34 protein-coding genes are annotated in these 26,070 nt (G+C 40.8%); 8 read left to right on the forward strand and 26 right to left on the reverse strand.

The window, feature by feature from the left end; translation table 11 throughout:
- Positions 1 to 176 precede the first annotated feature (176 nt).
- Positions 177 to 449 (forward strand): hypothetical protein, encoded by a 273-nt coding sequence (locus tag HF078_RS12650; RefSeq protein ID WP_169291487.1) that lies wholly within the window; start codon positions 177 to 179, stop codon positions 447 to 449.
- Positions 409 to 666, forward strand: coding sequence for a hypothetical protein (locus HF078_RS20795; RefSeq protein ID WP_205831616.1), 258 nt, complete (start codon positions 409 to 411; stop codon positions 664 to 666). Before HF078_RS12650 ends, HF078_RS20795 begins: the two co-directional genes overlap by 41 nt.
- Positions 667 to 1,030: 364 nt before the next feature.
- Here the strand turns inward: HF078_RS20795 and rlmD are convergent, their stop codons facing one another.
- Both rlmD and HF078_RS12665 read right to left on the reverse strand, forming a co-directional pair.
- Positions 1,031 to 2,398, reverse strand: a complete 1,368-nt coding sequence (gene rlmD / locus HF078_RS12660; protein ID WP_169291488.1) for a 23S rRNA (uracil(1939)-C(5))-methyltransferase RlmD — start codon at positions 2,396 to 2,398, stop codon at positions 1,031 to 1,033.
- Positions 2,399 to 2,419: 21 nt separating this feature from the next.
- Positions 2,420 to 2,929 (reverse strand): hypothetical protein, encoded by a 510-nt coding sequence (locus HF078_RS12665; RefSeq protein ID WP_169291489.1) that lies wholly within the window; start codon positions 2,927 to 2,929, stop codon positions 2,420 to 2,422.
- Between the two features lie 128 nt (positions 2,930 to 3,057).
- Between HF078_RS12665 and HF078_RS12670 the strand changes: the two genes are divergently transcribed.
- Positions 3,058 to 3,252, forward strand: a complete 195-nt coding sequence (locus HF078_RS12670; RefSeq protein ID WP_169291490.1) for a hypothetical protein — start codon at positions 3,058 to 3,060, stop codon at positions 3,250 to 3,252.
- A gap of 237 nt (positions 3,253 to 3,489) precedes the next feature.
- Here the strand turns inward: HF078_RS12670 and HF078_RS12675 are convergent, their stop codons facing one another.
- The 18 genes from HF078_RS12675 to HF078_RS12760 form a co-directional block, all read right to left on the reverse strand.
- Complete coding sequence (locus tag HF078_RS12675; protein ID WP_169291491.1) at positions 3,490 to 3,831, reverse strand: type II toxin-antitoxin system PemK/MazF family toxin; 342 nt, start codon at positions 3,829 to 3,831, stop codon at positions 3,490 to 3,492.
- 450 nt (positions 3,832 to 4,281) lie between these two features.
- Complete coding sequence (cntE, locus tag HF078_RS12680; protein ID WP_169291492.1) at positions 4,282 to 5,439, reverse strand: staphylopine family metallophore export MFS transporter CntE; 1,158 nt, start codon at positions 5,437 to 5,439, stop codon at positions 4,282 to 4,284.
- A gap of 12 nt (positions 5,440 to 5,451) precedes the next feature.
- The gene (locus HF078_RS12685; protein ID WP_169291493.1) at positions 5,452 to 6,195 is read right to left on the reverse strand and encodes an ABC transporter ATP-binding protein; all 744 of its coding nucleotides are present in this window, start codon (positions 6,193 to 6,195) and stop codon (positions 5,452 to 5,454) included.
- The gene (gene cntD, locus HF078_RS12690; protein ID WP_169291494.1) at positions 6,186 to 7,001 is read right to left on the reverse strand and encodes a staphylopine uptake ABC transporter ATP-binding protein CntD; all 816 of its coding nucleotides are present in this window, start codon (positions 6,999 to 7,001) and stop codon (positions 6,186 to 6,188) included. Before cntD ends, HF078_RS12685 begins: the two co-directional genes overlap by 10 nt.
- Positions 6,998 to 7,897, reverse strand: coding sequence for a staphylopine uptake ABC transporter permease subunit CntC (gene cntC, locus HF078_RS12695; protein WP_169291495.1), 900 nt, complete (start codon positions 7,895 to 7,897; stop codon positions 6,998 to 7,000). The genes cntD and cntC overlap by 4 nt, the downstream gene beginning before the upstream one ends.
- Entirely contained in the window at positions 7,898 to 8,830 is a 933-nt protein-coding gene (opp1B, locus tag HF078_RS12700; protein ID WP_169291496.1) for a nickel/cobalt ABC transporter permease, read from the reverse strand. It abuts the gene before it with no gap.
- A gap of 49 nt (positions 8,831 to 8,879) precedes the next feature.
- Positions 8,880 to 10,478 carry a staphylopine-dependent metal ABC transporter substrate-binding lipoprotein gene (gene cntA, locus HF078_RS12705; RefSeq protein WP_169291497.1) on the reverse strand — a complete coding sequence of 533 codons (1,599 nt, stop codon included), beginning with the start codon at positions 10,476 to 10,478 and terminating at the stop codon, positions 8,880 to 8,882.
- A gap of 266 nt (positions 10,479 to 10,744) precedes the next feature.
- On the reverse strand, positions 10,745 to 10,924 hold the full coding sequence (locus HF078_RS12710; RefSeq protein WP_169291498.1) for a hypothetical protein: 180 nt from the start codon (positions 10,922 to 10,924) through the stop codon (positions 10,745 to 10,747).
- Between the two features lie 47 nt (positions 10,925 to 10,971).
- On the reverse strand, positions 10,972 to 11,184 hold the full coding sequence (locus HF078_RS12715; RefSeq protein ID WP_148988898.1) for a helix-turn-helix domain-containing protein: 213 nt from the start codon (positions 11,182 to 11,184) through the stop codon (positions 10,972 to 10,974).
- Between the two features lie 10 nt (positions 11,185 to 11,194).
- Positions 11,195 to 11,671, reverse strand: a complete 477-nt coding sequence (locus HF078_RS12720; protein ID WP_169291499.1) for a DUF2975 domain-containing protein — start codon at positions 11,669 to 11,671, stop codon at positions 11,195 to 11,197.
- A gap of 158 nt (positions 11,672 to 11,829) precedes the next feature.
- Positions 11,830 to 12,408: a GNAT family N-acetyltransferase gene (locus tag HF078_RS12725; RefSeq protein ID WP_169291500.1), complete on the reverse strand. Its 579-nt coding sequence runs from the start codon at positions 12,406 to 12,408 to the stop codon at positions 11,830 to 11,832.
- A 14-nt stretch (positions 12,409 to 12,422) separates the two neighbouring features.
- Positions 12,423 to 13,151 (reverse strand): tubby C-terminal domain-like protein, encoded by a 729-nt coding sequence (locus tag HF078_RS12730; RefSeq protein WP_169291501.1) that lies wholly within the window; start codon positions 13,149 to 13,151, stop codon positions 12,423 to 12,425.
- Positions 13,152 to 13,240: 89 nt separating this feature from the next.
- A complete protein-coding gene (locus HF078_RS12735; protein WP_169291502.1) occupies positions 13,241 to 13,528 on the reverse strand; it encodes a hypothetical protein in 288 nt (95 codons plus the stop codon).
- Between the two features lie 24 nt (positions 13,529 to 13,552).
- Entirely contained in the window at positions 13,553 to 13,930 is a 378-nt protein-coding gene (locus HF078_RS12740) for a hypothetical protein (protein ID WP_169291503.1), read from the reverse strand.
- A gap of 29 nt (positions 13,931 to 13,959) precedes the next feature.
- Positions 13,960 to 14,382: a DUF4275 family protein gene (locus HF078_RS12745; protein ID WP_169291504.1), complete on the reverse strand. Its 423-nt coding sequence runs from the start codon at positions 14,380 to 14,382 to the stop codon at positions 13,960 to 13,962.
- Positions 14,372 to 15,199, reverse strand: a complete 828-nt coding sequence (locus HF078_RS12750; RefSeq protein WP_169291505.1) for a GNAT family N-acetyltransferase — start codon at positions 15,197 to 15,199, stop codon at positions 14,372 to 14,374. Before HF078_RS12750 ends, HF078_RS12745 begins: the two co-directional genes overlap by 11 nt.
- A 28-nt stretch (positions 15,200 to 15,227) precedes the next feature.
- Positions 15,228 to 15,761, reverse strand: a complete 534-nt coding sequence (locus HF078_RS12755; RefSeq protein WP_169291506.1) for a GNAT family N-acetyltransferase — start codon at positions 15,759 to 15,761, stop codon at positions 15,228 to 15,230.
- Complete coding sequence (locus HF078_RS12760) at positions 15,762 to 16,298, reverse strand: ribonuclease FAU-1 family protein (protein WP_169291507.1); 537 nt, start codon at positions 16,296 to 16,298, stop codon at positions 15,762 to 15,764. It lies immediately after the preceding gene.
- A 367-nt stretch (positions 16,299 to 16,665) separates the two neighbouring features.
- Between HF078_RS12760 and HF078_RS12765 the strand changes: the two genes are divergently transcribed.
- Both HF078_RS12765 and HF078_RS12770 read left to right on the forward strand, forming a co-directional pair.
- Positions 16,666 to 17,298, forward strand: coding sequence for an HNH endonuclease family protein (locus tag HF078_RS12765; RefSeq protein ID WP_169291508.1), 633 nt, complete (start codon positions 16,666 to 16,668; stop codon positions 17,296 to 17,298).
- Positions 17,299 to 17,363: 65 nt separating this feature from the next.
- Entirely contained in the window at positions 17,364 to 17,606 is a 243-nt protein-coding gene (locus HF078_RS12770) for a hypothetical protein (protein ID WP_169291509.1), read from the forward strand.
- Positions 17,607 to 17,932: 326 nt separating this feature from the next.
- Here the strand turns inward: HF078_RS12770 and HF078_RS12775 are convergent, their stop codons facing one another.
- From HF078_RS12775 to HF078_RS12790, 4 genes are all read right to left on the reverse strand, one after another.
- Complete coding sequence (locus HF078_RS12775; protein ID WP_169291510.1) at positions 17,933 to 18,469, reverse strand: histidine phosphatase family protein; 537 nt, start codon at positions 18,467 to 18,469, stop codon at positions 17,933 to 17,935.
- Positions 18,470 to 18,611: 142 nt separating this feature from the next.
- On the reverse strand, positions 18,612 to 19,346 hold the full coding sequence (gene tatC / locus HF078_RS12780; protein ID WP_346775341.1) for a twin-arginine translocase subunit TatC: 735 nt from the start codon (positions 19,344 to 19,346) through the stop codon (positions 18,612 to 18,614).
- A gap of 70 nt (positions 19,347 to 19,416) precedes the next feature.
- Complete coding sequence (gene tatA, locus HF078_RS12785; protein WP_169291512.1) at positions 19,417 to 19,617, reverse strand: twin-arginine translocase TatA/TatE family subunit; 201 nt, start codon at positions 19,615 to 19,617, stop codon at positions 19,417 to 19,419.
- Between the two features lie 16 nt (positions 19,618 to 19,633).
- Positions 19,634 to 21,526 carry an alkaline phosphatase D family protein gene (locus HF078_RS12790; RefSeq protein ID WP_169291513.1) on the reverse strand — a complete coding sequence of 631 codons (1,893 nt, stop codon included), beginning with the start codon at positions 21,524 to 21,526 and terminating at the stop codon, positions 19,634 to 19,636.
- Between the two features lie 314 nt (positions 21,527 to 21,840).
- Between HF078_RS12790 and HF078_RS12795 the strand changes: the two genes are divergently transcribed.
- Positions 21,841 to 22,398, forward strand: coding sequence for a nitroreductase family protein (locus HF078_RS12795; protein WP_169291514.1), 558 nt, complete (start codon positions 21,841 to 21,843; stop codon positions 22,396 to 22,398).
- A 129-nt stretch (positions 22,399 to 22,527) separates the two neighbouring features.
- On the opposite strand, the gene HF078_RS20900 is transcribed toward HF078_RS12795, so the two are convergent.
- The gene (locus tag HF078_RS20900; RefSeq protein WP_240951746.1) at positions 22,528 to 23,049 is read right to left on the reverse strand and encodes a hypothetical protein; all 522 of its coding nucleotides are present in this window, start codon (positions 23,047 to 23,049) and stop codon (positions 22,528 to 22,530) included.
- Positions 23,050 to 23,201: 152 nt separating this feature from the next.
- Positions 23,202 to 24,056: a dimethylarginine dimethylaminohydrolase family protein gene (locus HF078_RS12805; RefSeq protein WP_205831617.1), complete on the reverse strand. Its 855-nt coding sequence runs from the start codon at positions 24,054 to 24,056 to the stop codon at positions 23,202 to 23,204.
- A gap of 210 nt (positions 24,057 to 24,266) precedes the next feature.
- Here HF078_RS12805 and gvpU point away from each other — a divergent pair, with 210 nt between their 5' ends.
- Together gvpU and HF078_RS12815 are read left to right on the forward strand one after the other, a co-directional pair.
- Complete coding sequence (gene gvpU, locus HF078_RS12810) at positions 24,267 to 24,680, forward strand: gas vesicle accessory protein GvpU (RefSeq protein WP_169291515.1); 414 nt, start codon at positions 24,267 to 24,269, stop codon at positions 24,678 to 24,680.
- Between the two features lie 93 nt (positions 24,681 to 24,773).
- A complete protein-coding gene (locus tag HF078_RS12815; RefSeq protein ID WP_169291537.1) occupies positions 24,774 to 25,958 on the forward strand; it encodes an MFS transporter in 1,185 nt (394 codons plus the stop codon).
- Positions 25,959 to 26,070: the final 112 nt, after the last annotated feature.

Consider the following 26,070-nt stretch of genomic DNA (forward strand, 5'->3'; position numbering starts at 1 on the left):
TTTCATTTAATTGCATCTAAATCATTGCCTCCCCCCCATATTATCCTTATCATATGAACAAAATTGTGCGCTTGATAATGATTTTATTAAGCAATATGGAGAACCATTAAAAATAGAACAACATAAAATACCGTAACCTTATTTTTAAGGACTTAATTAACAAGGCGGTAACATAGATGGGGAAAGAAGAAATCTCGAAGTTATATAATGAGGATAGGGGATATGGACTTGATGGATTCCTAAGCCGTAATCCAGGATCCGCAGGTAATAAAGATACTGAAGTTGAAGTTGGTTCTGGTTCTGGTTCTGGTTCTGGTTCTGGCTCTGACTCTGGCTCTGGTTCTGGCTCTGGTTCTGGCTCTGGCTCTGGTTCTGGTTCTGGTTCTGGCTCTGGTTCTGGTTGTGGTTTTGGCTCATGCTTTTGTACTTGGTATGTGTTTTGCTACTGATGATGGAGTGGAATCTGGTTCTGGTTCTGAATTTGATTCTGCTTCTGGATCTGGTTCTGGTTCTGGTTCTGGTTCTGGTTCTGAATTTGGTTCTGAATTTGGTTCTGATTCTGGATCTGGTTCTGGTTCTGGTTCTGGCTCTGGTTCTGGTTCTGGTTCTGGCTCTGGCTCTGGTTCTGGGTCTGGCTCTGGGTCTGGGTCTGGTTCTGAATCATAATACTTTCATGATTCTAAAGTAAAAGATACGAGAAAGCCCCTTTTATTAGTCTTTAAAAGCAAAAAGAAACGGATGAACAATTCCTTGCCTTTCAGACGCAAATTGGAATGTTTGAAAAACAGAATATAATGATTGGCGTGTTAGATGGATTTAGTATGATACATTACCGTATCACCCACTTTCATGGTAAGGGCAAGTTATCTCAAGGGGCTTTCTAGAAAGCCCCTTTACATTTCTGTAGAGGGCGGAAGCAAGTACCACCCTTGCTCTTTATAAAATAAAATCCCTTGAACCTGATAGTCCAAGGGTCATAAAGAACGTGTTAACTTCAACCTAAGCCTGCTGATATATCTTTTGATGCAATTCATTTTAATTCCAATAACGCGACAGCCTCTACGTGTACAGTATGAGGGAACATGTCTACCGGCTGCACCTCAACCGTCTTGAATCCCCCATCCTCCAACACTCTTAAATCTCTCGCAAGTGTCGCCGGATTACAGGATACATACACTACCTTCTTCGGCTTCATTTCCAGAATGGTTTGGAGTAATGCTTCATCACAGCCTTTGCGCGGTGGATCTACCACTAACACATCCGCGGTGTTGCCTTCCTTATACCATTTCGGGATCACCACTTCCGCTTCACCAACTGCGAATTCTGCATTTGTGATTTCGTTTAGTTCTGCGTTGCGTTTTGCATCTTCAATTGCTTCTGGCACGATCTCGACGCCGAACACTTTTTTCGCTTTTTGTGCCAGGAACAGGGAGATGGTTCCGATCCCACAGTAAGCGTCTATGACACTCTCTTCCCCGCTTAAGTCCGCATATTCTAGGGCTTTTTCGTAAAGCACTTTCGTTTGTTCCGGGTTGACCTGGTAGAAGGATCTAGCGGAAATGGCAAACTTGATGTCGCCGATGAAATCATAGATGTATTCATTTCCCCAAAGCACACGCGTTTCGTCTCCGAAAATTACGTTCGTTTTCTTCGTGTTTACGTTCTGCACGACTGATTTCACTTCTGGTAGGGCGACAGTGATTTCTTCCACAATCGCTCTGCTGTTGGGAATATCTGGTGTGCGGGTGATAAGGACAATCATCACTTCACCAGTCACTAATCCATAACGTGCCATCACGTGACGGAGCACGCCTTTGTGCGTTTTTTCGTTATAAGCACGCACGCCATGCTTGTCGCAGATTTCACGTACCGTTTGAACGACACGGTCGTTGATTTCCTGCTGTATGAGGCATTCCTTCATATCAATGATTTCGTGGCTACGTTGCTGGTAAAAGCCTGCAATCAGTCCGCCTTCGCGCTCGCCTATAGGAACTTGCGCTTTATTACGGTAGCGCCATGGGTTGTGGTCCATTCCGAGTACCGGATGAACCGGCACGTCTTTTAGATGTCCTATGCGTTCAAGGACATCCTTGACCTGCTTTTGCTTGGCCACAAGCTGACCTTCATAGCTCAGATGCTGAAGCTGGCAGCCCCCGCATTGCTTATAAATCGGGCACGGAGCATCTACACGATAAGGGCTTGTCTTGTAAATCTCCTCAAGCCGGCCGAATGCATAGCCTTTTTTTATTTTTATAATTTTGACTTTGATCTCCTCGTCTGGAAGGGCATTTTGGACGAAAATTGGAAAGCCATCTATTTTTGCTACGCCAGCACCGTCATGGGTTAAGTCTTGAACGGTGACATCGTAGTATTCATTTTTTTGAACAGGTACTGTCATGTATTTTCTCTTCCTTCTCGTTTAAAATCGCTGTTCCGATTGTACCATAGGAAGGGGGGGCGTGCTATTTGTTTGTCTAATCACTTTTTCTACGATGTACTGATATCCATATAATACAACTGCCAAAATTACAGTAATACACCAGTACATACTTGGTGACATCCTTTTTAATTTAAATATTCCCACCTTTTTCAAGAAGCCACCAAAAAGAAATATATTTACCCAATCTAACACTATATTTGAGATTAAAAATTTTCGAAAAGAACCGTATGTTAATTTAAAGATCCACAGTGTTCCAATAAAGTGAGCACCTAAAATATATGTAAAATCTATTGGTGCATTAGAAAATAGAGGGTTATTGTTTTTAAACCATTTTTTCCGATTAGCAATTACGGTAAATACACTTATAACTAGGTTTGCGAAAGTTGCTACGGGCAAAAAACGAACAAATGATTTCACTCCTATAAAAGGAACAGTTAACCACGGAAAAATTAAAACACATAAAGAAATTAGCATTCTTTTATTATGCATATACCTACTCCTAAAAACGTATTTTAAATATATTATTAACAGTTTCTAGAAAGACATGTACGATAAAAAATTGCTTACTGGTTGAATATGTTAAAGTTAGAATAGTTTTATGGAGGAGAGGTTGCCAAATGACCATTGTTGCTTTTTTAATAATTGCCTGGGTACTAAGTTGGTTCGGTTTTAACCGAATGTTTGTGCAAGCATTTAATGAACTATTTAATAAGGAAGTTTCCAACGCAAGCTACTACTTTATATTCTTTTGCATCGGTGTTATTGGAGATTTCATATTATTTTTCAGGGGGCAATATCCGTTTGATTTGTAAAGGGGAAGTGGGAAGGGCTGGAGTTTACTAAGTTTTATGTTCTACACTTTTCTGCTCAGCTTCTACCCTTTTCCAGTAAGCTTATACATTTCCCAAGATACCTTCTACATTTCCCAAACGATATTCTACATTTTCAACCAAACCTTCTACAACTTCACTAAAACAGGATGGATTGCAGGGCTCCCAATGGAGCCCTGCAATCCATCCCTATGTGAGTTAAAGTCAAACCTATAGTCGTCAGAATAAGTCCTGAAACATTAACTCTAATGTTTCAAAATCTGATGAATCCATGGAACCTATTTTTTTTATGATTATTCTGTCTTCAATGGAGAATAATTTATTGGGGAGTACCCACTGATTATCGTAAAGCAAACCAACAGATCTTGTTTTTCTTAATTTGTGTTCATAACGATCTTTGCCACCTTGTTTTTCTTGGCTAGTAATTGCGACACAAATATATTTGCCGTATTGGTTGCCATGCTCGTCTTTGCTGATAATAGCAGCAGGTTTTTTCTTGAATCCAGGTGTGTCATTGAAGGGGAACGGGACTAGAACAATATCTTTATTGTTAAAGGTCATTATAAGCATCATCCTTTTCATTGTCCCACACTTCTTGAAGTGATTTATGGACGATTTCCTTGTAAAGATTATCCTCTTCTTCTGTTAAAAGCTGTTGTAACATTTCCTTAATCCTTTTAATATGATCCGAGAAGGCCTCTCTTTCATTACCTGATAATGACTTAATAAATTGTTCCAAAGCATCAATTTCATTGAAAACATCTTCTTTTTTAGAGCCGACAAATCTAACACCTCATTTCTTTTGAATTTACATCTATTATATCTTTAAAAAAGAAGACTAACCAAAAATGCTATGAAAGCTTTTTATATAGTACCCTACTACCTTTTTAACTTCATCTTCTACCTTTTTCCGGCTAGCTTCTACATTTCCCAAGTTACCTTGTACATTTCCCGGACTAAATTCTACCTTCTAACGCCAACTTTCTACAACTTAACAAAAATATGTGGGTTTTACCCCCGACGGTAGGCCACTACCACCATCATTCCCCCCAATACCGAACAGACCAAGTATACGGTTGAGTAAGAGGTAAGATCTGCTACTGGCCCCATAACAGCGCCTCCCATGCTCACCCCTAGATCGGCCGAGGCTATGAAGAGACCTAGTAACACATTCCTACTAGCCTTTGGTAGGACAAGGCTAAGATACGTTGTGAGTGATGGATAGAGCAGTGCTTGAGCGACCCCTACCACAATGGCTCCAAAATAGAAGAATACAGCTCCACCTTCTATTGCATAGCTGATACTTAGCGTCCCAATTGTGAGTAAGAGCATAGTGGCAATCATAAACGAAGAATGCCATTTGCCGTCTGACGGGATCCTTTTTCGTAAAGTAAAGCGAGATACGACAACCGTTAAGGCCATCAACATCAGAAAGATTCCAGCATTTCCATCTGGGACTTGCATCGAATAGAGGGGAATGAAAAAGGTCGTTGCCCCAAACACAATGGACCCAAATAGCATTAGTATGCAGCTTCTTGAAAGATCTGGATTAGCTACTAATTGACGTAAAGCCTTTCCCATCCCTAAAGATGGTTGGCTAACAGCTTTTACATCTGTCTGTCCTCCTACCCTTGCTGTAAAACCAATCAAACCTGTTACAACAGCCAAGGTAACCATGACTATCCCGAAAGCTCCCATTCCCTCTTGCCATATCCCAAGGGCCAAGAGCGGACCAATGATTCCTGGAATATAGGAAAAAAGAGAATACAATGATATTCCTTGGGAACGATCTTTTTCGGGAAGTGCATCCATGATTCCGATCTGCAATGCCATGGAAAAGAAAGCCGTACAGACACCCTGCAAGATTCTCGCAAATGCGTAGCCGCCCAGTCCAGTAACGGCATATAAAATTAAGGCTATTCCGTTTACAACCAAAATGGTACGTAAAATGGGAATGGGACCGTACCGAGCAATTAACTGACCTGCCCATGGTCTAAGGAACATCGTAGTAAATAAATAGGCTCCCATGATCATTCCTATTGTGGTATTAGTTGCTCCGAGTGCCTTTCCTTGCAAAGGAATAATGACATTTAAGATAGCATTGGCACTGAAATAGAAGAGCACTAGAATATACAGCCGCATAAAGGGCCATGATAACGCGCCTTTCATCTGTCTCTCTCCTTATATCGTTAGTAACGAATGTAATAGTTTTTTTGCATAGGATGATTGTACTTGGCCTAAATCTTGTGTTCTAACTGTTTCTTCGATTTGACCGTCTTTGAAAATGATCATCCTGTCGCAAAGATAAGCTGCCGCTTGAATATCATGGGTAATGAAAATAAAACTCATGTCGTAGTTGCTTTTTAACTCTTTTAAGAGGTTTAGCACTTGTACTTGGACGGAGACATCTAACGAACTGATGGCTTCATCGAAGAGGATACAAGCAGGTTCTGTTGCGATTGCCCTTGCAATACAGACGCGTTGTACTTCCCCACCTGATAACTCGTGTGGGTACTTTTTAAGGTAGCTGCCAGGAAGGCCCACCTTTTTTAACAAATCTATCAGTCTTGCATCCCCTACATCTTTCCTCCCTAACACCTGCAATGGTTCAAGAATGGCATCTTTTACGGTAAAGAATGGATTTATAGAAGATTTATAGTCTTGAAAGACGGCACTGATTTTTCCAAGCCTCGTTTTCCTTAAATGAGTCGGCAGCTCTTGAAAAGTAACACTACCACTGTCCGGCTTCTCCACTCCAAGAATCATTCGCCCTAGCGTGGACTTCCCGCTTCCACTCTCTCCAATGATACCTAAACACTCTCCAGCCCTGCATTCTAGCGTGACTTTATGTAGAACTTTTTGCTTTTCCTTAGAAAATAACCCGCCTTTTTTATACGATTTTTCTACGTCTTTTACTAGTAACAACTGGATCCCTCCATAATCTTTTTGAAATGATTACTTAACGAAAGTCTCGTTTCCACTAAGAATTTCGTATATGGATGGTCGGCGTCATTGAAAATTTTCTGGGTGGTCCCACTTTCCACGATTGTTCCTTCCTTCATGACGATGACGTTTTCTGCTATTCGTTGCACCACGCCTAGATCATGAGAGATGAAAATCATGGAAGTTCCCAACCGGTCGCGTAGTTTCTTAAACTCTTCCACCACTTCGTACTGAGAGATCGTGTCTAGAGCGGTTGTCGGCTCATCGGCAATAATGAGATCTGGTTCTAATACAATCGCCAATGCAATCATGACGCGTTGCAACATTCCTCCCGATAGTTGGTGGGGGTATTTGGCCAGTAAGTCCGCCGGATCCTTAATCATCACCCGTTCAAGGGCTGCAATCATTTTCGCATCCGCCTGGGACTTCGTCACACCCAAGTGTATAGAAAGTGTCTCCCTAAGATGCGTCCCTATGACACTAGTAGGATTGAACGCACTCATCCCATTTTGCATAATCATGCATATGCTTTTCCCTCTTCTTTTTCTCATTTCGTTATCTGAAAGTCCGGTCAGTTCCTCTCCTTTAAATAAGACACTTCCTTTTGTCTGAAGGGTTGGTTTATTCAGCCTCATGATCGCTTTGCTTGTCACCGATTTCCCGCTTCCGCTTTCCCCCACAATAGCAAGACAATTACCATCCCCGACTGAAAAGCTGCTACTTTTCACAAGAATCTTCCCTGAAATGGTATCCTGAACTTGCAAATGATGAACGTCTAATAGATTCATTGGTAGTTGGTCACCCCTTTCCCTTGCAAACTAGTTTTCTCTCGCCTCCACCAAACTCTTTTACTCTTTGTCCGGACCAGTTTTGGATCTAAGGCAACTTGCAAGGAATCGGATAAGAAGTTGAAAGCCATGACAACCAACATAATGGCAATCCCAGGGGCTAGCATCATCTCTGGTCTGATGAACATCACTTCTCTTGCCTCATTTAACATCATCCCCCACTCTGCATGTGGTGCCTGAATTCCTAAGCCTAGAAAAGAGAACCCAGAGATCTGCAAAATCATTGAGCCGATGGAGCTGCTTGCAATGACTGTAATATCGGCAAATGTCACCGGTAAGATATGCTTTCTTAAGATCCTTCCGTTGCCGCTTCCTGAAACTTTTGCAAATTTTATATAATCGAGCTCTACAAACTGCATGACAGACGTGCGAATCACCCTCGCATACCAAGCCCATTTGATCAGCGCAAAAGCTATTAAAATATTTTCAAGTCCAACTCCTAGAATCCCAATGACAGCAAGTGCCATCACATATCCAGGAAAAGAGAGCATCATATCACAAAGCCTCATGATGACCATATCTACTTTCCCTCTGAAATAACCAGCCAAAAAGCCTAAGACTCCTCCTGTCAATACAGAAACAATAAGAACAGCCAATACCCATAGAACACTTGGTCTTATTCCATAAATGATTCTAGAAAGGATGCATCTGCCTAAATGGTCATTCCCAAGCCAATGGGAAAGCGATGGGGAAGCATAGCGTAAAGCCATGTTAACCTCATTTGGGTCATGAGGGGCAGCTACCGGGGCAAATATTCCTGCCATTAGCAATGCTACAATAAATAAAAAGGAGACACAGCCTACTTTATCTTTTCGTAAATTATGCCAGACTCTCATTTATAACTCCTTTCTGAGCTTTGGATTCATTGCAACATTTATTACGTCAGAAAGCGTATTAAATAGAACAAAGAAGGTAGCTACAATCAGTACATAAGCTTGAATAATCGGGAAGTCTCTTCCAAGAATGGCCTTAATGCTTAAGCTGCCCAAGCCGGGCCAAGCAAAGACATTCTCCACGACAACCGTGCTCCCTAGAATAATCGGTATCGCCATTCCGAAGATGGAGATGGTAACCTGCAGAGAGTTCTTTAGCACATATAAAAGAACTTTTGGTTCAGAAAGTCCTGAAGCTCTCGCATATAGCACATAATCCTCATTCATGTTGGCAAGCATGGAAGATCGGACATTTCTAAAATAAATCCCGGCATAACTGATGGTGATGACCAAGACAGGTAGAATGTAACTTTGAAAACCAGACATTCCACTCGTTGGAAGTAAGTCCAATTGAACAGATATGTACCAAACTAATATAGAAGCTAATAAATAGGATGGCATGGCCGTTAGAAAAAACATGGATCCCCGAATGGACTTATCGATCCATTTGCCCTCTTTGAATGCACAAAGGACCCCTAAAAGAACGGATGACACCATAATAGCTACTGAGGAAACAAAGGTAAGTTTCAACGTGTTAATAAAAGCAGGCCCAAGCATGGTCCAGACAGGCATTCCGTTTACATACGAATCCCCAAAATCAAGTTTCAGGCAGGATAACAACCATTCTAAATACTGCACAATTAATGGTTGATCTAATCCAAAATCCTTTCTCGTTTGCTCCAAAAGCCCCTCGGTAATTTCCGGAACTTCCTGTGCCTGTAATATCAATTTAGCAGGATCATGTGGAGAGAGATGCACAAGAACAAATGTTAAAAACGATACGACGAAAAGCAAGGGAATTGCGATCAACAGCTTTTTAATCAAGTATCTTATCAATTGTTTCACTCCTTTATATCAAAATAAAAGAAGGGATTTCTCCCTTCTTTTATTTAAACTTCATTCCTTCAAATGGCAATTCGTATTGTGTCTGTTTAAAGGTGACACCCTCTAGGTTCTTGGGTGCGATTACCGTTACACTTCCATTAGATATAGGAATGAACACAGCCTCGTCATGCACCATCGTCAAAATGTCCGCATACAGTTTCTTTCTAGCTTCCTCATCTGTAGAAATCATTACTTCTTCAATCTTTTTGTACAGTTCTTCTGATTGAGCCATCCCCTTGGTTGTATGTAAATAGGAAGCCTCAGAAGTGAAGGCAGCTATTGTACTTTGTGGGTCATAAGCCAGTCCCCATGTTTGGTTAAACAATAAATCATACTCTCCAGTTGAACGCCTGTTGGCAATGGATGTAGACTCTTCTCCCACTATATCCAGTTGAATGCCAATATCCTTTACAAGTGCTTGAATATATTCTGCCTGACGCTTTTGAGAAGACGAATTACTGTCATAGTAAAGTGCCATTTGTAACTTTTGTCCATCTTTTACGCGTGTTCCGTCATTTTCTGCTTTCCACCCGGCATCTTCTAACAGTTCCTTCGCCTTTTCCACATCGTATTCACGCTTGTCTAATGGGACATCTGCGTAATTTACGTTAGATGAAAATAACGTATCTGCCACTGATTCTGTTCCATTCAATAGATCTTTTACAATCGTTTCTCTATCAATAGCGTGCCAAATAGCTTCTCTGACAGCTTTCTCATGAACAGGATTATCCTCTCTGCTGCTGTTGGCCACAATCATTTTCGTATTCATTGGCTCACTTCTGATGATTTCATAATCATTGGATGCCACCAACTGTTCCATTGTTTCCACGTCTAAGCTGTCTGCACCACGGTCATCTGTAAATGCAAAGTTCACTTCACCCTTTTGCAAGGCTAAAAAAGTAGTCTCATCTGCCGGGAGCACCTTTGAGGTAATCTTCTTAATGGTTGGTGCCCCATTCCAATACGCATTGTTTGCTTCAAATGTCGCATATTCATCTGTTTTATGTTCTTTTAAAATGTACGGTCCAGTTCCGTTATAGCCATTCACTCCGTCTTTTGTTCCCCCGTTTTTGAAATCATTTGGGGACAAGAACACAAATGGCCTTGTCATGGACAACTCGACCAATGTTGGGTAATACGTATCAGTTAATACCAACTCCACCACATACTCATCTACCACATTCACTTCTTTAATTTTGGTAGAAAGCTTAATCCAAGCATGCTTTTCTGCATTAGCTTGAACTGCATCCATATTTTTCTTCACCGCTTCGGCATTAAACTGTTCCCCATCATGAAAAGTGACATCTTCTCTTAAATGGAAAGTATACACTTTGCCGTCCTCTGAGATCTCCCAAGATTCAGCCAGTAGCGGCTTTATACCTTCTTTGGTGTTTTCAACTAATGACTCATACACCATCCCCTGAGCTGACATCGACCCTGTATAAAGATGTGGGTTCATGTCATTGATATCTTTAGATGAAGCATAAATCAGTTCATCTGTTTGTTTTGCTTTGGTACTTGAAGAACTGTCATCAGAGCAACCACTTACAACCAACAGAATAGTAAGTACCAAAATTAATAACCTTGCATTCTTTAACATTATGTATCTTCCTTTCTTTTATAACGTAACGATTACGATTTTTAAAATATGGTAAATCATAATCATTACGTTTTGTCTAACAGAATTATAGCATGCTGTTTAATTCTGTCAATGGTTTAAAAATGTGGTTGAGGCTTAATCTCATAAGATAAATATGACGTTCAAACTATGTGGACAGCGCATTATGGATAAATTCCAACTCTATGATAGATTAATAAAAGTTGTGAAAAATATACGAAAATGACTCATTGATTATAGCTTGAACTTTATACCTTTTCGTCGTCACCTTCGATCCTCTTTCGGTCAGCTTCTACATTTCCCAAGTTACCTTCTACATTTCCCAAACAAGCTTCTACCTTTCCACGCCAACGTTCTACAATTTTACATAAAAAAGAGGTTTCTACCGCTCCGCTCAAGCGATAAAAACCCCTCTTATCTTCTGTCACTAACTTCTCCCATTAGAAAATCCAAAAGGATATGCTCCCCAATTTACCTACTCCTCCTCGGGCCTATACTCCAATATGTCTCCCGGCTGGCAGTCGAGAGCTTTGCAGACGGCCTCGAGGGTGGAGAAACGGATGGCTTTGGCCTTGCCATTCTTGAGGATGGAGAGGTTTGCCATGGTTATTCCGACTCTTTCAGAGAGTTCAGTGACGCTCATTTTTCTTTTTGCCAACATGACATCGATATTTATGATTATAGCCATTGTCTTCACCTCACACTGTTAAGTCATTTTCGGATTTTATGTCGATGGCTACCTGCAAAAGCCTCTGAAGGACCGCAGCGAATACGGCAATTACGATAGAGGCAAAGATCGGAACCGCACCCATGATGATCGCGCCTGGTGCATCATCTTTATCTGCTAAAAGAAATATAAATGGCATGATGACAACATACACACAACTGATTGTAATCGCACAAAATTTGATTTTCTTCAAAGCTTCTACCGAAAATTGCGAGAAGGCCTCGTTATTATCAATATACCCTAAAAGTTTCAGCGCCTGATACAATGCAAAATAAAATGGGATAGTGGTCAAAAACATCCCAGTTACAATGGGGTAGATAATATACGCGTATTCAGGATTTGCCGGATCTTTTACCAACGATACCAAACCAATTATACTTAAAATAAAAACCGGCGTCCCAATAAGAAATACCGCTATTTTCAAAAAAAGTGTAGAACCATGCTTCATCAAAAGCACCTCGCTTCATTGTTATAAATAGAATTTACCATTTTGTTTATTGTTTTTCAATAAAATTTTATTGAAGAGCAGACATTAGGCAGTGGAGACAGGCACCGCGACCCATTTCCGCACAAAAAAAAGACAAGCACTTTACTCGCTTGCCTCTCCTAAATGACTTGAGATTTCACTTTTGCAAACACACACGTATCCCGCAATTCCCCATTCACATCGCGCTCACTACTTTTAAGGATTCCCTCTAAAGTATAACCCGCTCGTTCTGCCACCGCACGGCTCTTCACGTTGTTAGAATCGCAGCGGATCTCCACACGATTAGCCCCAAGCTGTTCAAATGCAAACTGGCTGATTCCTTCCACCGCTTCCGTAATGTAGCCCTTGCCACTGTGCCTGGAATCAATCCAATAACCGATCTCAAACTTTGGTATGGACCAGTCGATCCGATGCAACCCTGACGATGCCACGAATTCACCGGTTTCTTTTAAGAAAACCATGAGCCTTAGATCCTTTCGTTGTAAAAACTGAGCATGACTTTCCCTTATATTCGCTTCCACATCCTCCACTTTCTGGTCATGTTGCGCGAAAATCATCCACGGCTTCAGCTCAGGTAGAGAATGAATGATCGCGTCATGTACCGCTGAACCGTCTCCCGGCAAAGGCATTCTAACTAAGAGTCTTTCTGTAGTGAATTCATATGGGAAGTCTTTCAAGATTGGTTTTGTGTTGGTCATATGTATTCTCCCTCCTACTGTTTATGCACATAATTAAATAAAATAAAGACCATTACTAATACCTCTTCTAATTTTGCATAATCATCATCGACTAATTCAAAGTGGTATTTCGACCGTAACACTTCAGAACGTTTTCCTTTTGCAATCACATGGCCATCTATCAGCACGTCTGTTGCAGACCCGATTCCAAAAGATTGATAGTAAATCACTTTATCGTCTATTTCTACAGTTAATGCTTCTTTAAGCTTTGCAGCATTCTTCATGGAAAATTCTGTTTTCACTTTTCCAACCGGCTCGCCATCTCGCTTGATCATCCAACTGGTGTTATTTTTGAATAAACTGCTTTGCTTCTCCACAAATTCGACTTTCCCCGCTTCATCCAACTCAAAGGAAAGATTCATATACCCATTACCGTCCCCTTCCACCACTTCGTTGACCCAATGCTGCCAACGATGTTGGTAGAAGCGGCGGTACACCGCAACTTTCTCCTTTCCTTTATAAAGCTGTTTCACGCCAGTCGAATACCGTTCACCCATGTGCGTATTCCAGGTTTCATCCGTATTTGAAGGTATATAGTTCACATCTCTGCGTACCATCCATTTATGTACAAACCAAAGCACGAAAGCTCCAATTGGAAACAAAAATAGAATAAATATCTGATCCAATTCAAACTCGCCCATAATGAAAAAACGGAAGGTCATACCTATTGTTCCGATGATAAAGAGGAACAGTAATTTTCCCATTATTGGTCTCCTTTCTTTTTTAGGTTAAGGAGACAGGGACAATCGCCCATTAATAAGACTATTTTTTATGCGTTCTCCTACCAATATCCTTAGAAAATTGTAGAGATTATCAACTTCTTATTTTTTATTAGGGCAGCCAAACTGTCACCGTTTATTTTAGTAGATTCTAATAAAGCGTGATTGCCTCCTGTACTATATTCAGATAACTGTGTGTGTCCCCGCCACAATGCTCTTCCTTTTTTAGCATTATCGATGAAATACAGCTGTTCCTTATATGTAAACTCGATTTCCCTACCTTGCTCTAAATAATATATAAAATGCTCATAGCTAATGATTTTCCCAGCTGGAATATCGGCAAATCCATCGTGGTTATCCATTAATTACACCTACCTTGACCTCCATCACTCTTCCCAATCTTGAGGCACCTTCACCATCACATATTTCCCTGTCCACATTTTGGTGGTAACAATCAGCTTCTCGTCCCCTTTTTCAAAAAAGTACCCACTGCCGTCTTGGGTCACAAACACCCATCCTTGGTCACCTATCATTTCTTTAAGGGTTTCCCTGTATTCTCCTTGATCTGCTCGTGTTATAAACCAATCATGCTCATCCTCGTTTGCAATTTTTACGATGGGATCTGAAGCTTTATTGATAGATTGCAAGACTTCCTTTTTACTGACAGATTCTATAGGCAGGGTCGGTAAATAAAATTTCCTGCTGTATGCGTACGTTCCTAGGATGACTGCTATAAGGCTAATGATGGTGAGTCGTTTTATCATAGGTATCCTCCTCATGCTTGAAGCAATGATTAAGAATCAATAAAATATGGACCGCACTCTCCTTCGTGCGTCATGATGAATGTCCACTTTTTGTCCCAATCCATGACATATATATCACCATAGAACATATGAAAAGGATCATAAGGTAGATCCTTGACATCTAAACCACGCCCGCTTTCTACTAAATAAACTGTATCCACGTACTGATAAAATATCAAACACTTATCCTTTTGTTTTGCATGAAAAAGCCTAACAGCTTCCTCTTTAGTAGAGCACGGTACCGCTTTCCAACTGCATAAATGCCATAAGAAACTTTCTAGGTAAATAGCATTCTTTTCTTCTTTAGACAAATGGCCGGCGAAACTATTTTCCCAAGATTTGCGGATATATTCTCCCCATTTATGAACCTCTAATACCCTTAATTCTTTCCTAAAGCCTGTTCTAACTCCCATACTTATAGTAATCCTGCGAATGATAACTCCTAAATCCACAAGATTCATAGAGTTTCAGCGCATGGGCATTCCTCGCTTCTACTTCCAAAAAGACAGGCAGTCCTTTTTCCGTCTTCATTTTCACCACTTTAGATAAAGCTTTCCGTCCAATTCCTTTGCCTTGTAGCTCTGGAAATACAGCAAACCCATAGATCCACGCTTCTCCGTTTGTTTCGGATACACGGATTTTCCCTGCAGTTCGACCTTCCGCTTCAATGATGAACATGTCCTCGCTATTGAGTTCTTTCATTCGTTGATTAAAGCTCACCGCTTCTTGTTCTGTAAAACCAAAGCAGGCTACTTCCAGTTGGATTTCCGCATCAAAATCCTCTTGGGAAGTAGATGGTCTAATGTTTACAGCTAGATCATCTATTAATTCCCCAGTTTCCCATTTCATTTGGTACTCAGCCACTTCGAATGAACAAGGGATACTTTTTAGAAACTCCTTCGCACTTTGAGAGGAGTTAGGCGCATTTAGCAAAACAGTCGATATCTCTAGCTTTTTCACCTCTGTCATTGCTTCAGTAAACATTTTTTTAAAAATTCCTTTTCTACGATAATCAGGATGAACCATTCCAGTCATCTCTATTTTACTTCCAAACCCGTAACAGCCAAGAAAGCCGATAAGGCGCCCATTTTCATAATGAAAGAAGTCTTCTGTGCTGTTTTTGTCGCGGGTTTCCAGCATATCTTCATTTAGTTTCAGCTCGAACCCGCCTTCTTTTTCACAAAGGGATTGGAGTTCTTTGATTTCTTGTAGTTGTTCGTTAGTTAGCATGGTTTACACCTCTATTAGATAAAATTTTTTACTCCATGAATTCCTTCGGATAAACAACCGTCCCTTGTACATATTGAAGAGTACCTTCTTTTAGTTCAAGTGCCATGAAAGAGTCTGATGGCACAGGGAAAGATGCAGAAATGTCCCATAGACCAGCACTTTTGAAACCGAATTTAGGATAGTAATCTTTATGTCCCAGAACAATGATGGAGGTGTACCCAAGTTCACTTGCTCTTTGAAGAGCTTCACGAATGAGGGTACTCCCAACTCCCTTCCTTTGATACTCTGGGGTAACTGAAACAGGAGCTAGAGCAAGAGAGGCATTCTCTTCACTCTGATTAACTATTTTTATCCTTGTCAGCAGAATATGGCCTACTATCTCCTTCTTTTCATCTATCGCAACTAAAGAAAGCTCGGGTATAAATGCATCCGATCTTCTTAGTCGCTGTACAAGAAAGTGTTCCTTTTGATCGCTATATTCTGCTTGTTCAAAAGCACGTTTCACTACATGTTCTGTGATTACATAATCTTCTTGCCTTTCTTGCCTGATAACTATATCCATCTAATCCTCCAATAAAATATTCAAGTGGGATTTTGTCAGCCCCATTAACTGAAAGTCATTATTTTCAATCTGTTGATTAATTTTGTTTGCTTCTGCCCATGCCAGCTGGTATTGGGCCTGATTAATCGTACCTTTGGTGTATGCTTCCTCCAGCTCATCTGCATCTTTTTGGATTACTTCTCCTGATGAAAGAACAATAATGTCTAAAAACAGGTCATCCGTGTAAGGAAGGTTGTTTTCTATTCCATTCTCATTCGTGATATCGATATACCATTGAACGACCTCGCCACTCGCATCAAACATGGTCGTTAAGGAGTAATGTTCATTGCTTGGAAAGTGCTGAAGCCACATATATCCATCATCGACAATGCAGATACTCTTTTCTTCATAGTTTACAATTAAAGGCTCGGTAACTTTATGTATATGAAGCAAGGTAACATACCCTCTAAAGGCTTCTGTATCTAAAAATTTCTGTGAGTACTGCCGTTTCAAAATCCGTTTCCATTCAGAGCGGTCTCCGTATCGTCGTTTCAGCATCGGTATCCTCCTAGCGGGTTTTAGGGACAGGCACAGCGACCCATCCATAATTTAATTCCAAGTAAATCGGAAGCAGAATTTGGTAAGCTTTTCGTAAATGGGGTGATAGCGAAGCGCGCCCCGCTAAAAAATGAGAAGTTATTCTTCCCACACATTCCGGGTCAACGGACCTGTCCCCTCGGCGCTTCTCCTCGCTTCGTGGTTCATAGGGAGCAGGAGAACAGTACCTTTTCTTAACATTTACAATATTTTAACTTATATGGACACTTTTTTATATTATTATTATTTCTGTTAGATACATAGTCTATTAGATTCTCGTCCATCCACGAGTATTTAATATAAAAATTTTATAGTAGGAGGCATTTCTATGCTGAAGAAGTCCATGTTGGTTGTTTTTGCCTTTATTCTGTCGTTCTCTGCTTTACAGCTTGATCCGCAATCTGTATCGGCACTTCCCCCTGGAACACCGTCCAAGTCTCAAGCTCAAACGCAATTAAACTCGTTGACTGTAAAATCGGAAGGCTCCATGTCAGGCTACTCACGGGATCATTTCCCGCATTGGAGCAGCCAAGGTAGTGGCTGCGATACCCGCCAAATCGTCCTTCAACGAGATGCTGACTATTACAGCGGTAACTGCCCTGTCTCCTCTGGAAAATGGTATAGTTATTTTGATGGCGTTATTGTGTATTCTCCATCTGAAATTGATATTGATCACGTTGTTCCGTTGGCAGAGGCTTGGCGTTCCGGCGCTAATAGCTGGACTACCGATCAGCGACGCGCTTTTGCCAATGACCTCAATGGACCTCAACTTATTGCCGTAACAGCAAGCGTTAATCGTTCCAAAGGGGACCAGGATCCATCTACATGGCAACCACCTCGTACCGGAGCCCGCTGCGCATATGCAAAATGGTGGATTAATACGAAATACCGTTGGGACTTGAGTCTTCAGTCTTCTGAAAAAACAGCATTGCAAACGATGCTTAACAGCTGTTCTTACTAAAAAATTTATGGAGGCTGCAGGTTATGTGCTTTGCAGCCTCGTTATTTAAGAGAGGTGATCTACCTATGGAAAAGCTATCTTCTATTTTTACTGCATCACACGGAGTCATGACTGCCGAGGTTGGTGTCATCAGCGGCGAACTTGAACTGCGAACTACTTGTGATGAAGATGGAGTTCTCTCGCTTGCCATTACTTATGTAGGTGCCGCAGAGTGGTACACGTTGCCTGGAGAACGCTATCGCCTGCATGATTTACGGGACCATGAAGTGGTTCATGGGATGCTTGTGAAGGTGTTGGAGCGGGGATGAGGCAGGTGGCCACTCCTCCGCCAATTTCCCTACTCTTTTCAATCATTTTGACTGTGGACCATGGGAACATACACCATGAAGCACCCTCCACAAATACTTCAAAAACTTACATTAAACCACCGAACAACAAGAAAAATAGTCACTATCCCCCAAACAGTCGTCCCCATAACAAACCATATTTGTGAGTTTTCTTTCTTCCCCTGTAGGTTCCTTTTAAAAAAGGAGAGCACCACAACACCAATTACGAAGAAGGCAATAGTAAAACCCAACAAAACATCCAATTTACATCAACCTTTCTACAGAATAGAATTGACACATCTCTAACACTATTTCGGGGTCACCGTGCCTGTCCCCTCAATCCAACTCAGCCTATACACATCCGGGTTCCCAAGGTTCTTCCAGTCTTCAAATCCAAAGCTAGGTTGGTAATACCTAATTAGCAAAGACATGATATTTCCGTGTGTCACGATAACGATATTGTCCGCTTCCGTTTCATAAGCTTCTTCTACGACTTGGACAATCCTGTCCATTGCCTCTCTACTTGATTCGCCGCCTTCGAATTTTAGATCTAAATCTTCATAGGTTGCTTCCAACTTTTCAAGCCAGTCTGGTAAATCGTCGGAACTAAGTGTACGTTCTGCTAAGCGTTCATCTTTTTCTATTTTTATCCCTCTTTTTTTACCAAGCGGTTCTATAGTTTGGATAGCGCGTAAAAAAGGGCTTGAGATGATGCGGTCTATATGTGTGTTGGAAAAATACCTTGCTAACTCTTGCGCTTGCTTCTGTCCCTTTTCTGTAAGGGGTGATTCTGGAGGTTGCCCTTTGGCTTCGCAATGCCTGATTATGTAGATGTTTTTTGACATGAATGAGCCCCCTTTATTCTGGTATATATTTCTACGAACAGAATGGAAATTTGTTTCAATTTCCATAGAAAAAGACGATCCTTTTGCTTCCTTGTCAAAGAAGTAAACGAATCGTCCCTCTTATTTTTCACGCCACAGCATACTAACTGATGGTTGTTGTTTTTTCGGCTCGATGTACCTGTCCCTTCGAATCGTACACCCATCCACATAACAAAATACTAGATTCGTATAAAAGTACTAAAGGAATAAGAACAAACACTTGGGATAGTAAGTCTGGCGGTGTTATCATGGCGGAGATAATTACCATTGCTAGGTACACGTATTTACGATATTTTGTCATCATCATCGGCGTCAAGATACCGAGCTTTGTTAAAAACCAGACAATGGCCGGCATTTCAAATATGAGTCCTAAGGGAATGGTAATCTGGAACAAAAACCGAAAGTATTTTTCCGCGGTGAACATGATTTGGAACATACCTTCTGATAGAGCGACTACGAAACCGAAGACCTTTGGGAACACAACAAAATAGCCAAATGATAAGCCTGCCACAAACAAAAGAAATAATACAGGTATAAAGAGGGCAGTTGACTTTCGTTCGTCATGCTTAAGAGCCGGTTTGATGAAAACCCATAACTGATATGCCGCAAATGGAATGACCGCTGCTAATGCGCAAATACTGGCAAGCATAAAATAAACCCAAATTATTTCGGATGGACCGAGAACCGTTAATTCTACTTCCGCCCCCTTCATGATCCATTTGTAAACTTTGCCTACTTGGAAGAAGCTGACTAGAAAGATAGAAACGTATATAAAAAGGATCATAAGCAGCCTTTTTCTTAATTCTGCCATATGTGTGAGAAAAAAAGTCTGTTCCACAAAACATCCTCCTTTGTGTATGTTAAAAAAAGAGGAGCTATCCACAGAAAGAGATAGCCCACTCATTTATTTACAACGCCTTCTCTTCTATCTTTTTGTCTGCGTCTACTGACTCGTTGTCATCTTTCATTAAATCTTTTGTCCCCTTTTTAAATTCACGCAGGGTGACGCCGAATGAGCGCCCGATCTCAGGAAGCTTGGTCGGTCCGAAAATAAGCAAGGTAATTACGAGAATAATAATAAGTCCAGGAATACCAATATTTTGTAGCATTTGTTCGTCCTCCTTATTAGTTTTTAATTAAACCTTGTCCTTGTGTCACATTGATTTTCGCTTCGCCGTTAGGTACTTCACATTGCCATAACAGTGATTTGGAAGCGTTAGGTGTTTCAATGTTGTCCACAGAATAAGCAGTCCAAGTAGCTTTAGTGTTAGTCAATTCCAGTAATGTATATCCGTGTGTTGTACTGTCAAACAGTTCAATCCAAGGATTCTCTGCTTTAACGATTTGTTGAATTTCTTTAAACAAAAGTTCAGCTGTAATCGTTGCTCCTTCGCTTAATCGGCCTTTCACGATGTCGATAAGTTCTGAGGCAGCGTCGATTGGAATTGGTCCCGACGTGTCTGGTGCTTGGTTTAATGCATTACGGAGCGTTTCTCTTAAGTTACTTGACGTTACAGAACCTACCATTAATTCTACGCCGTATTTTTCGCTCGTTTTGTCATATTTATATTGAAGGTAAGAGGCTTCAAAAGTATGGAAGTCCCCTGTGAGCGCTATAAAATTATCAATTTTATTGTTCATGACCGTTTGTGCAATAACATCTCTTTCATATGCAAACCCATCCCAAGCATCTAAATTCATGTAGCGATTTAGTAATTTTAACTGGGTGATCTGCACTTCATTGCCCCAAATTTTCCAGGTTCCGCCTGCATTTTTTAATTCATTCAAGAACCATTCGCGCTGGGTGCTTCCGAGCATAGATCGGTCAGAATTATTAATGCCTTCACATCCACCTGAAATGTAGCGATCTAATGTCCCTTGCCCACACGGGTGTGCATCTCGATAAAGACGCTCATCTGTTAAAAGAATTGTTGCAAGGTTACCAATTGTAACGGTGCGATAAATTTTAATGGACTCTTCAAAAGACTTCGTTCCGTCATAAGGTACACGTGCCGGCATGTATTCAAACCAGACTTGATTGGCAATAAGTCTTCTTGCCGGATCAGACTCGGGATTATCGTCTGGTGCTACCGCAGGATAATACGTGTCATTGGCAAACTCATGATCATCCCAAGTAGCCACCATGCCATGACGCTCATGCAATTTTTGTAAGTCTTTATCTCCACGATACGTCTGATAAAGCTTACGGTAGTCCTCTTTGGTAAAAGCTTTTGCTTGTCCACTTGGAAGCTTAATTTGTCTATCTTTCAAATTTCCTTGGTAGGCCGCATCTCCAACAGATTCATAGATGTAATCTCCTAGATGCAAAAAGAACAACATTTCCTCTTCTGCCATATGACCAAGTGCATTAAAATATCCATTCGTGTAATCCTGGCAAGAAACATAGCCTATCTTTGCAGAGGCAACCTGACTATTATCTACAGGAAGTGTCTTACATGCTCCTGTTTTACTTACATAGCCTTTTTTCGTAATAAAACGGTAGTAGTATGTTTGATTCGGTTTTAGTTGTCCATCCAAATCTATACGAACCACATTATCATGATCCTTCCAGATAGGAGAGAAACCTTTGAGCACTACACTAGAAAAATCCTTTGTTGTACTTACCTCAAACATGACGAATTTCCCTTGTTCAATTGCCTCTGCCAGAGACTCATCATTGTTGGCAGTTGTATTTTCTAAATAGTAGATGATATTGCTGGTGATTTCTTCTGTTGAAAGCCCCTCTTCTATGGAAGGTTCCACTCTTGTCCACAACATCATTCCACTAGATGTTGGGTCACCTGAAGCAACGGATTGAGGAAAGCCTTCCCCTACAGGTTGCAGTCCTTTATAGGGCGTCACACCTTCTGCTGCCAGCGCCTTATTGGAGACAAAGGAAGTCAATTTGCTAATCCCTGTCGTTTCCAATGCCACCACTGCTGAACCTGCTAAAAAATACTTCAAAAAAGTTCTCTTAGACGAATCGTATGCTTCAAATTCCCTTCTGCCATTCTTCAATGCTGTTTCCTCCTTCTATGTTGTGTTCGTAACCAGACTAAAGGGTAAAAGTAAACCCGGTTTGAATTATCTGTTACAGGAGAATTAAAAGAATATTACAAGATAGCTTAGGTTAGAGGGACAGGCACCATGACCCGTTTGTACATTAAAATGTAAATTATTTCCTTGTTACTTAGGAGTAAGGGACCATACTTTTTGCCTACACACCTTTTCTCCCCACGACATAGTTATAGAATTACTAGAAGATATAGACTATACTATAATTGAGAATGATAATCACAATCATATATTAACTTCAAGAGGGGATGAATCTCATGGAAGCGAACAAATCAACTTTAGCTCAAACCATACGCGAGCGACGTTCTATAAAAGCTGGATATACAGAAAAAGAAGTAACACAGGAAACCGTACTAGAATTACTGGACGATGCAGTCTGGGCACCTAACCATGGACTACGGGAGCCATGGAGATTTATTTTTGTGTCCTCAAGTGAGAAGCAGGGATTTGTTGAGAAGCTAGTAAAAACATTCCCGCCCGAGATGCAGGAAAACAGAAGGAATTATTTCAGTCAACCGGCTGCCTTCCTAATCATCGTGATGGAAGAAGACCCGAGACAAAAGCAATGGGAGGAGAACTTTGGTGCAGTCAGCTCACTAATTCAGAACTTCCAGCTGCTTGCCTGGGAGAAAAAGCTTGGCGTTGTCTGGAAAACCAATCCTCATATCTATGATCCAAAGGTTCGTACAATCTTAGATGTACAGCCTGGTGAAAAAATTGTTGGATTTTTGCATATGGGATACTTTGAGCAAGTGCCACCAAGACGCGAGCGAAAATCCGCAGGAAGCAAGTTGACAGCTTTTAAGAATGAATAGGGCATTGGAAAAGACGCTTCCCTACTGAGGGGGAAGCGTCTTTTCACTTTAAGTATTGTTTTTTGGTGAGGTATTCAAGGTGGAAGTAAATACTTAGAGGAATATATAGGGGTTTATGCAGGAGCCACCCTACCTGTTACTTTTACTTTTCATGATGAACATCTCTTTTTCAAGTCTGTTTACCTTATTATCAATGAAGTCGAAATCGTTCATTCTTAGTTCATTTGTTAATTCAAACTGCCCGCCAATACCGTCAAGTTTTGCTTCAACAGTATTGAAACGTTCGTGCATTTCTGTCTTCATGCCTCCCATTTCGGTCTTCATATTTCCTATTTCTGATTTCATGCCTCCCATTTCGGTCTTCATATTTCCTATTTCTGATTTCATGCCTCCCATTTCGGACTTCATGCTTCCTATTTCTGATTTCATGTTACCCATTTCAGTGTTCATGCTTCTCATTTCGGTCTTTATGCTTCCTATTTCTGATTTCATGTTACCCATTTCAGTGTACATGCTTCTCATTTCGGTCTTTATGCCTGTCATCTCTGACCTTAAGCTGGATGTTTCCGATTTTAAATCATTTACATCTCCTCTCATACCTTTAACTTCTGTATCCAGGCCGATAAGCAGCTCAAGAATTTGTTTTTCCATGTTATCACCTCCTCTTTTCATTATAGGGGATAGGAGAATAACTATCACGTATTATACGAAGAATTCATTTTCCATTTTTGGATGGGGGTGTCGCAGAGACCCACTATTAAAAGCGGGTCAAGGTGCCTGTCCCTGCAACACCAGCTCCCCCTCTACCCACGAAGTATGGGCAGCGTGCAACAACGAAAGGATCCCCCTGATTTAATAATTTCAATGATGTCGACTTCTATTATTTCATAACCTCTCTTCGTGAGTTCCGCGTTCACCTTAGGATTTACGGGCAGGCTGAAAATTTTCTTATTGCCTATGCTTAGTACATTTGTGCCAAGGGTGAACTGTTCGTCTCTTGTTACTTCGATTAATTCAAACTGCGACGAGAGAATGTCTATCTCTTGCTGTGTAAAAGCTTCTGCATAGTAAAGTGCTTCTGTCGGTGAAATGATGTTGAACACACAATCCAAATGTAAGTATTTTTCTTTAAAAGGCACCTTTACTACTTTATAATGCGGCAGGATGCTTTGAAGATGTTCAATTGCTGCTACATTTGTTCGGTTGCTCAAACCAACATACACCGTTTCGCCATGGATGATGACATCTCCGCCTTCTATCATGTCCCCCTTTAAATTTAAATAAGAAATTTCTTGTTGCTCTAACATACGTTTTAAGACATCTTCTTCCCCTTGTCTTATTTTATTGGCCATTTCCGCAACAAATAGGATATTTCCAAGGGTGAAGCCAATATCTCGTGTGAATACTTGCTCCGGGAACATTTTCATTGCAGGCAGGAGGATAACTTCCACTCCATGTTCCTCCAATTTATCCACGAACTTTTTATGCTGCGCCATGGCAATTTCAATATGAATGCCTTCATTCTTAAACTTTTCCTGTGTTTCATTAATAACCTCTCGGATGGTCATATATTCAGGTTTGCACAGAATCACTTTGCGCAACATATCATATTCACTATTTGCATGCGGCCGCATTGATTCATTGGAAATGAAAGACATGTTAATCCCCCTTTAACTAAATAATGTTTATATTGTTACCTAGTAAAAGGTTTTTAATTGGCAAAGAGAACGGTTTTCTTTTTCCTGGTAGTAGCATAGGAAAGAGCACCTCCACTTGCACAAACTTCCAGAATAACCTCTCCTTCTTTACCTATACTAACTATGTGTGCGTGACAAAATGGATAAAGAAACAAAAAGTGAGGGGTTAACTTGGCGAAAAAAGAGGAAAACGTATCCACCGATGATGCAGTAATGCAGATGCTGCTTGATCTAACAGATAAAGACGGTGTGGAAATTGGAATCACGTTAAACATTAATGGAACAGTAGTAGCAGGAACGCTGGTTGGTCCCCACACTTATTACGAGGGAATCATTCAATCTGCAGATGGTATAGAAAATAGTACCCTGTCTCGCGTTCTACATAAAAAATTTACTGATCTTAAAGAGGCCTATATCAGTGAGCGGCAAGAAGAAGAGGAAAAGAAAAAGCAGGATATGATTGCTACGTTTATTCATTTGAAAGATGCGGTGTATATTTCTGCGAACGCGCAATCTCCTTTCAAAAGTCACACTTGGTGGCGTGGAAGAATTGATTCCATTGATGGGTTTTCTTTTAAGCTTTAAGCAATTGAACTTATTAATCGTAGACATGACGATGGAGGGGTAGAGGTGACAAACAAGAAAATCGGACAAGTCAGTGCTTGGTGCATAATAAGCATGGCTTCCATCCCTCTTATTATGACACTAGGCAATTCCATGCTTATTCCTGTTTTGCCATTGCTCGAAAAAGAATTAGACATCTCCTCCTTCCAATCCAGTATGATTATCACTTCTTATTCTGTTGCATCTATTTTCTTAATACCTATTGCAGGTTATTTATCTGACCGTTTCGGCAGGAAAATGATTATTTTGCCCAGTTTACTGCTTGCACTTATCGGTGGGTTAATTTCCGGATTTGCTTCCTGGAAAATAGATGATCCATACTCATGGATAATCATTGGACGAATTATTCAAGGTGTAGGGGCTGCTGGGGCAACCCCGATCATTTTGCCGCTTGTTGGGGACTTGTATCAGGATGACGATGAAAAAACCAGCTCTTGCTTGGGGATCATTGAAACATCCAATACATTCGGGAAGGTTCTTAGTCCTATATTAGGTTCGGTTTTGGCAGCTGTCCTATGGTACCTGCCTTTCTTTTCGATATCTATTTTCAGTTTAATTTCTATTTTAATGGTCCTTATATTCATTAAAGTACCTAAGAAAAAGGACAAGCCACTTGCACTAAATATTTTTATTCAAAACACAAAGAAGATTTTCCAAAAAGAAGGAAAATGGCTCTATACCACCTTCATCATTGGCGTTTACGCGATGCTGATCCTATTTGCCCTATTATTTTATTTATCCGACATTCTTGAAAAAACGCATGACCTGCACGGTGTAAAAAAAGGGTTATACTTAGCGGTTCCTTTGTTCACCCTGTGCGCCTCTTCTTATATCACTGGAAAAGTGATTAAGGGAAATATTGAATTGATGAGAAAAATTCTGATTATTACACTTGGCGTTATTGCCATTTCCATCGTTTTTGTGGGCTATCAAAATGAAAAGCTATTTTTATTGCTCACCATATCCAGCTTTATTGGAATTAGCATTGGAGCAATGCTGCCCACCCTTGATGCTATAATCACCGAAAATGTTGAAAAGGAAGAGAAGGGAACGATCTCCTCCCTTTATAGCTCTTCTCGATTCATCGGGGTTGCTGCAGGTCCGCCTATTATGTCTGTGGTCATGAAAAAGCACCTACTAACAAGTCTCTATATATCCAGTGCTATGGCAGTTATTATCGGCGTACTCGTCTTTATTTTCATCCAAAATGTAAAACCAAAGAAAAGCACGCTTTGGTAGTTGGTTGTGGGGACAGGCACGGCGGCCCATACTTGCTTGGATGTGCGAAAGGTGTGGCTTCATGCAGGCAGTTTGTTGCTAAAATAAGGACCTCTAGTTCCATTTTTCCTGG

It is taken from the genome of Bacillus sp. RO2 (assembly GCF_012911845.1).
Classification (GTDB): domain Bacteria; phylum Bacillota; class Bacilli; order Bacillales; family Bacillaceae_I; genus Sutcliffiella_A.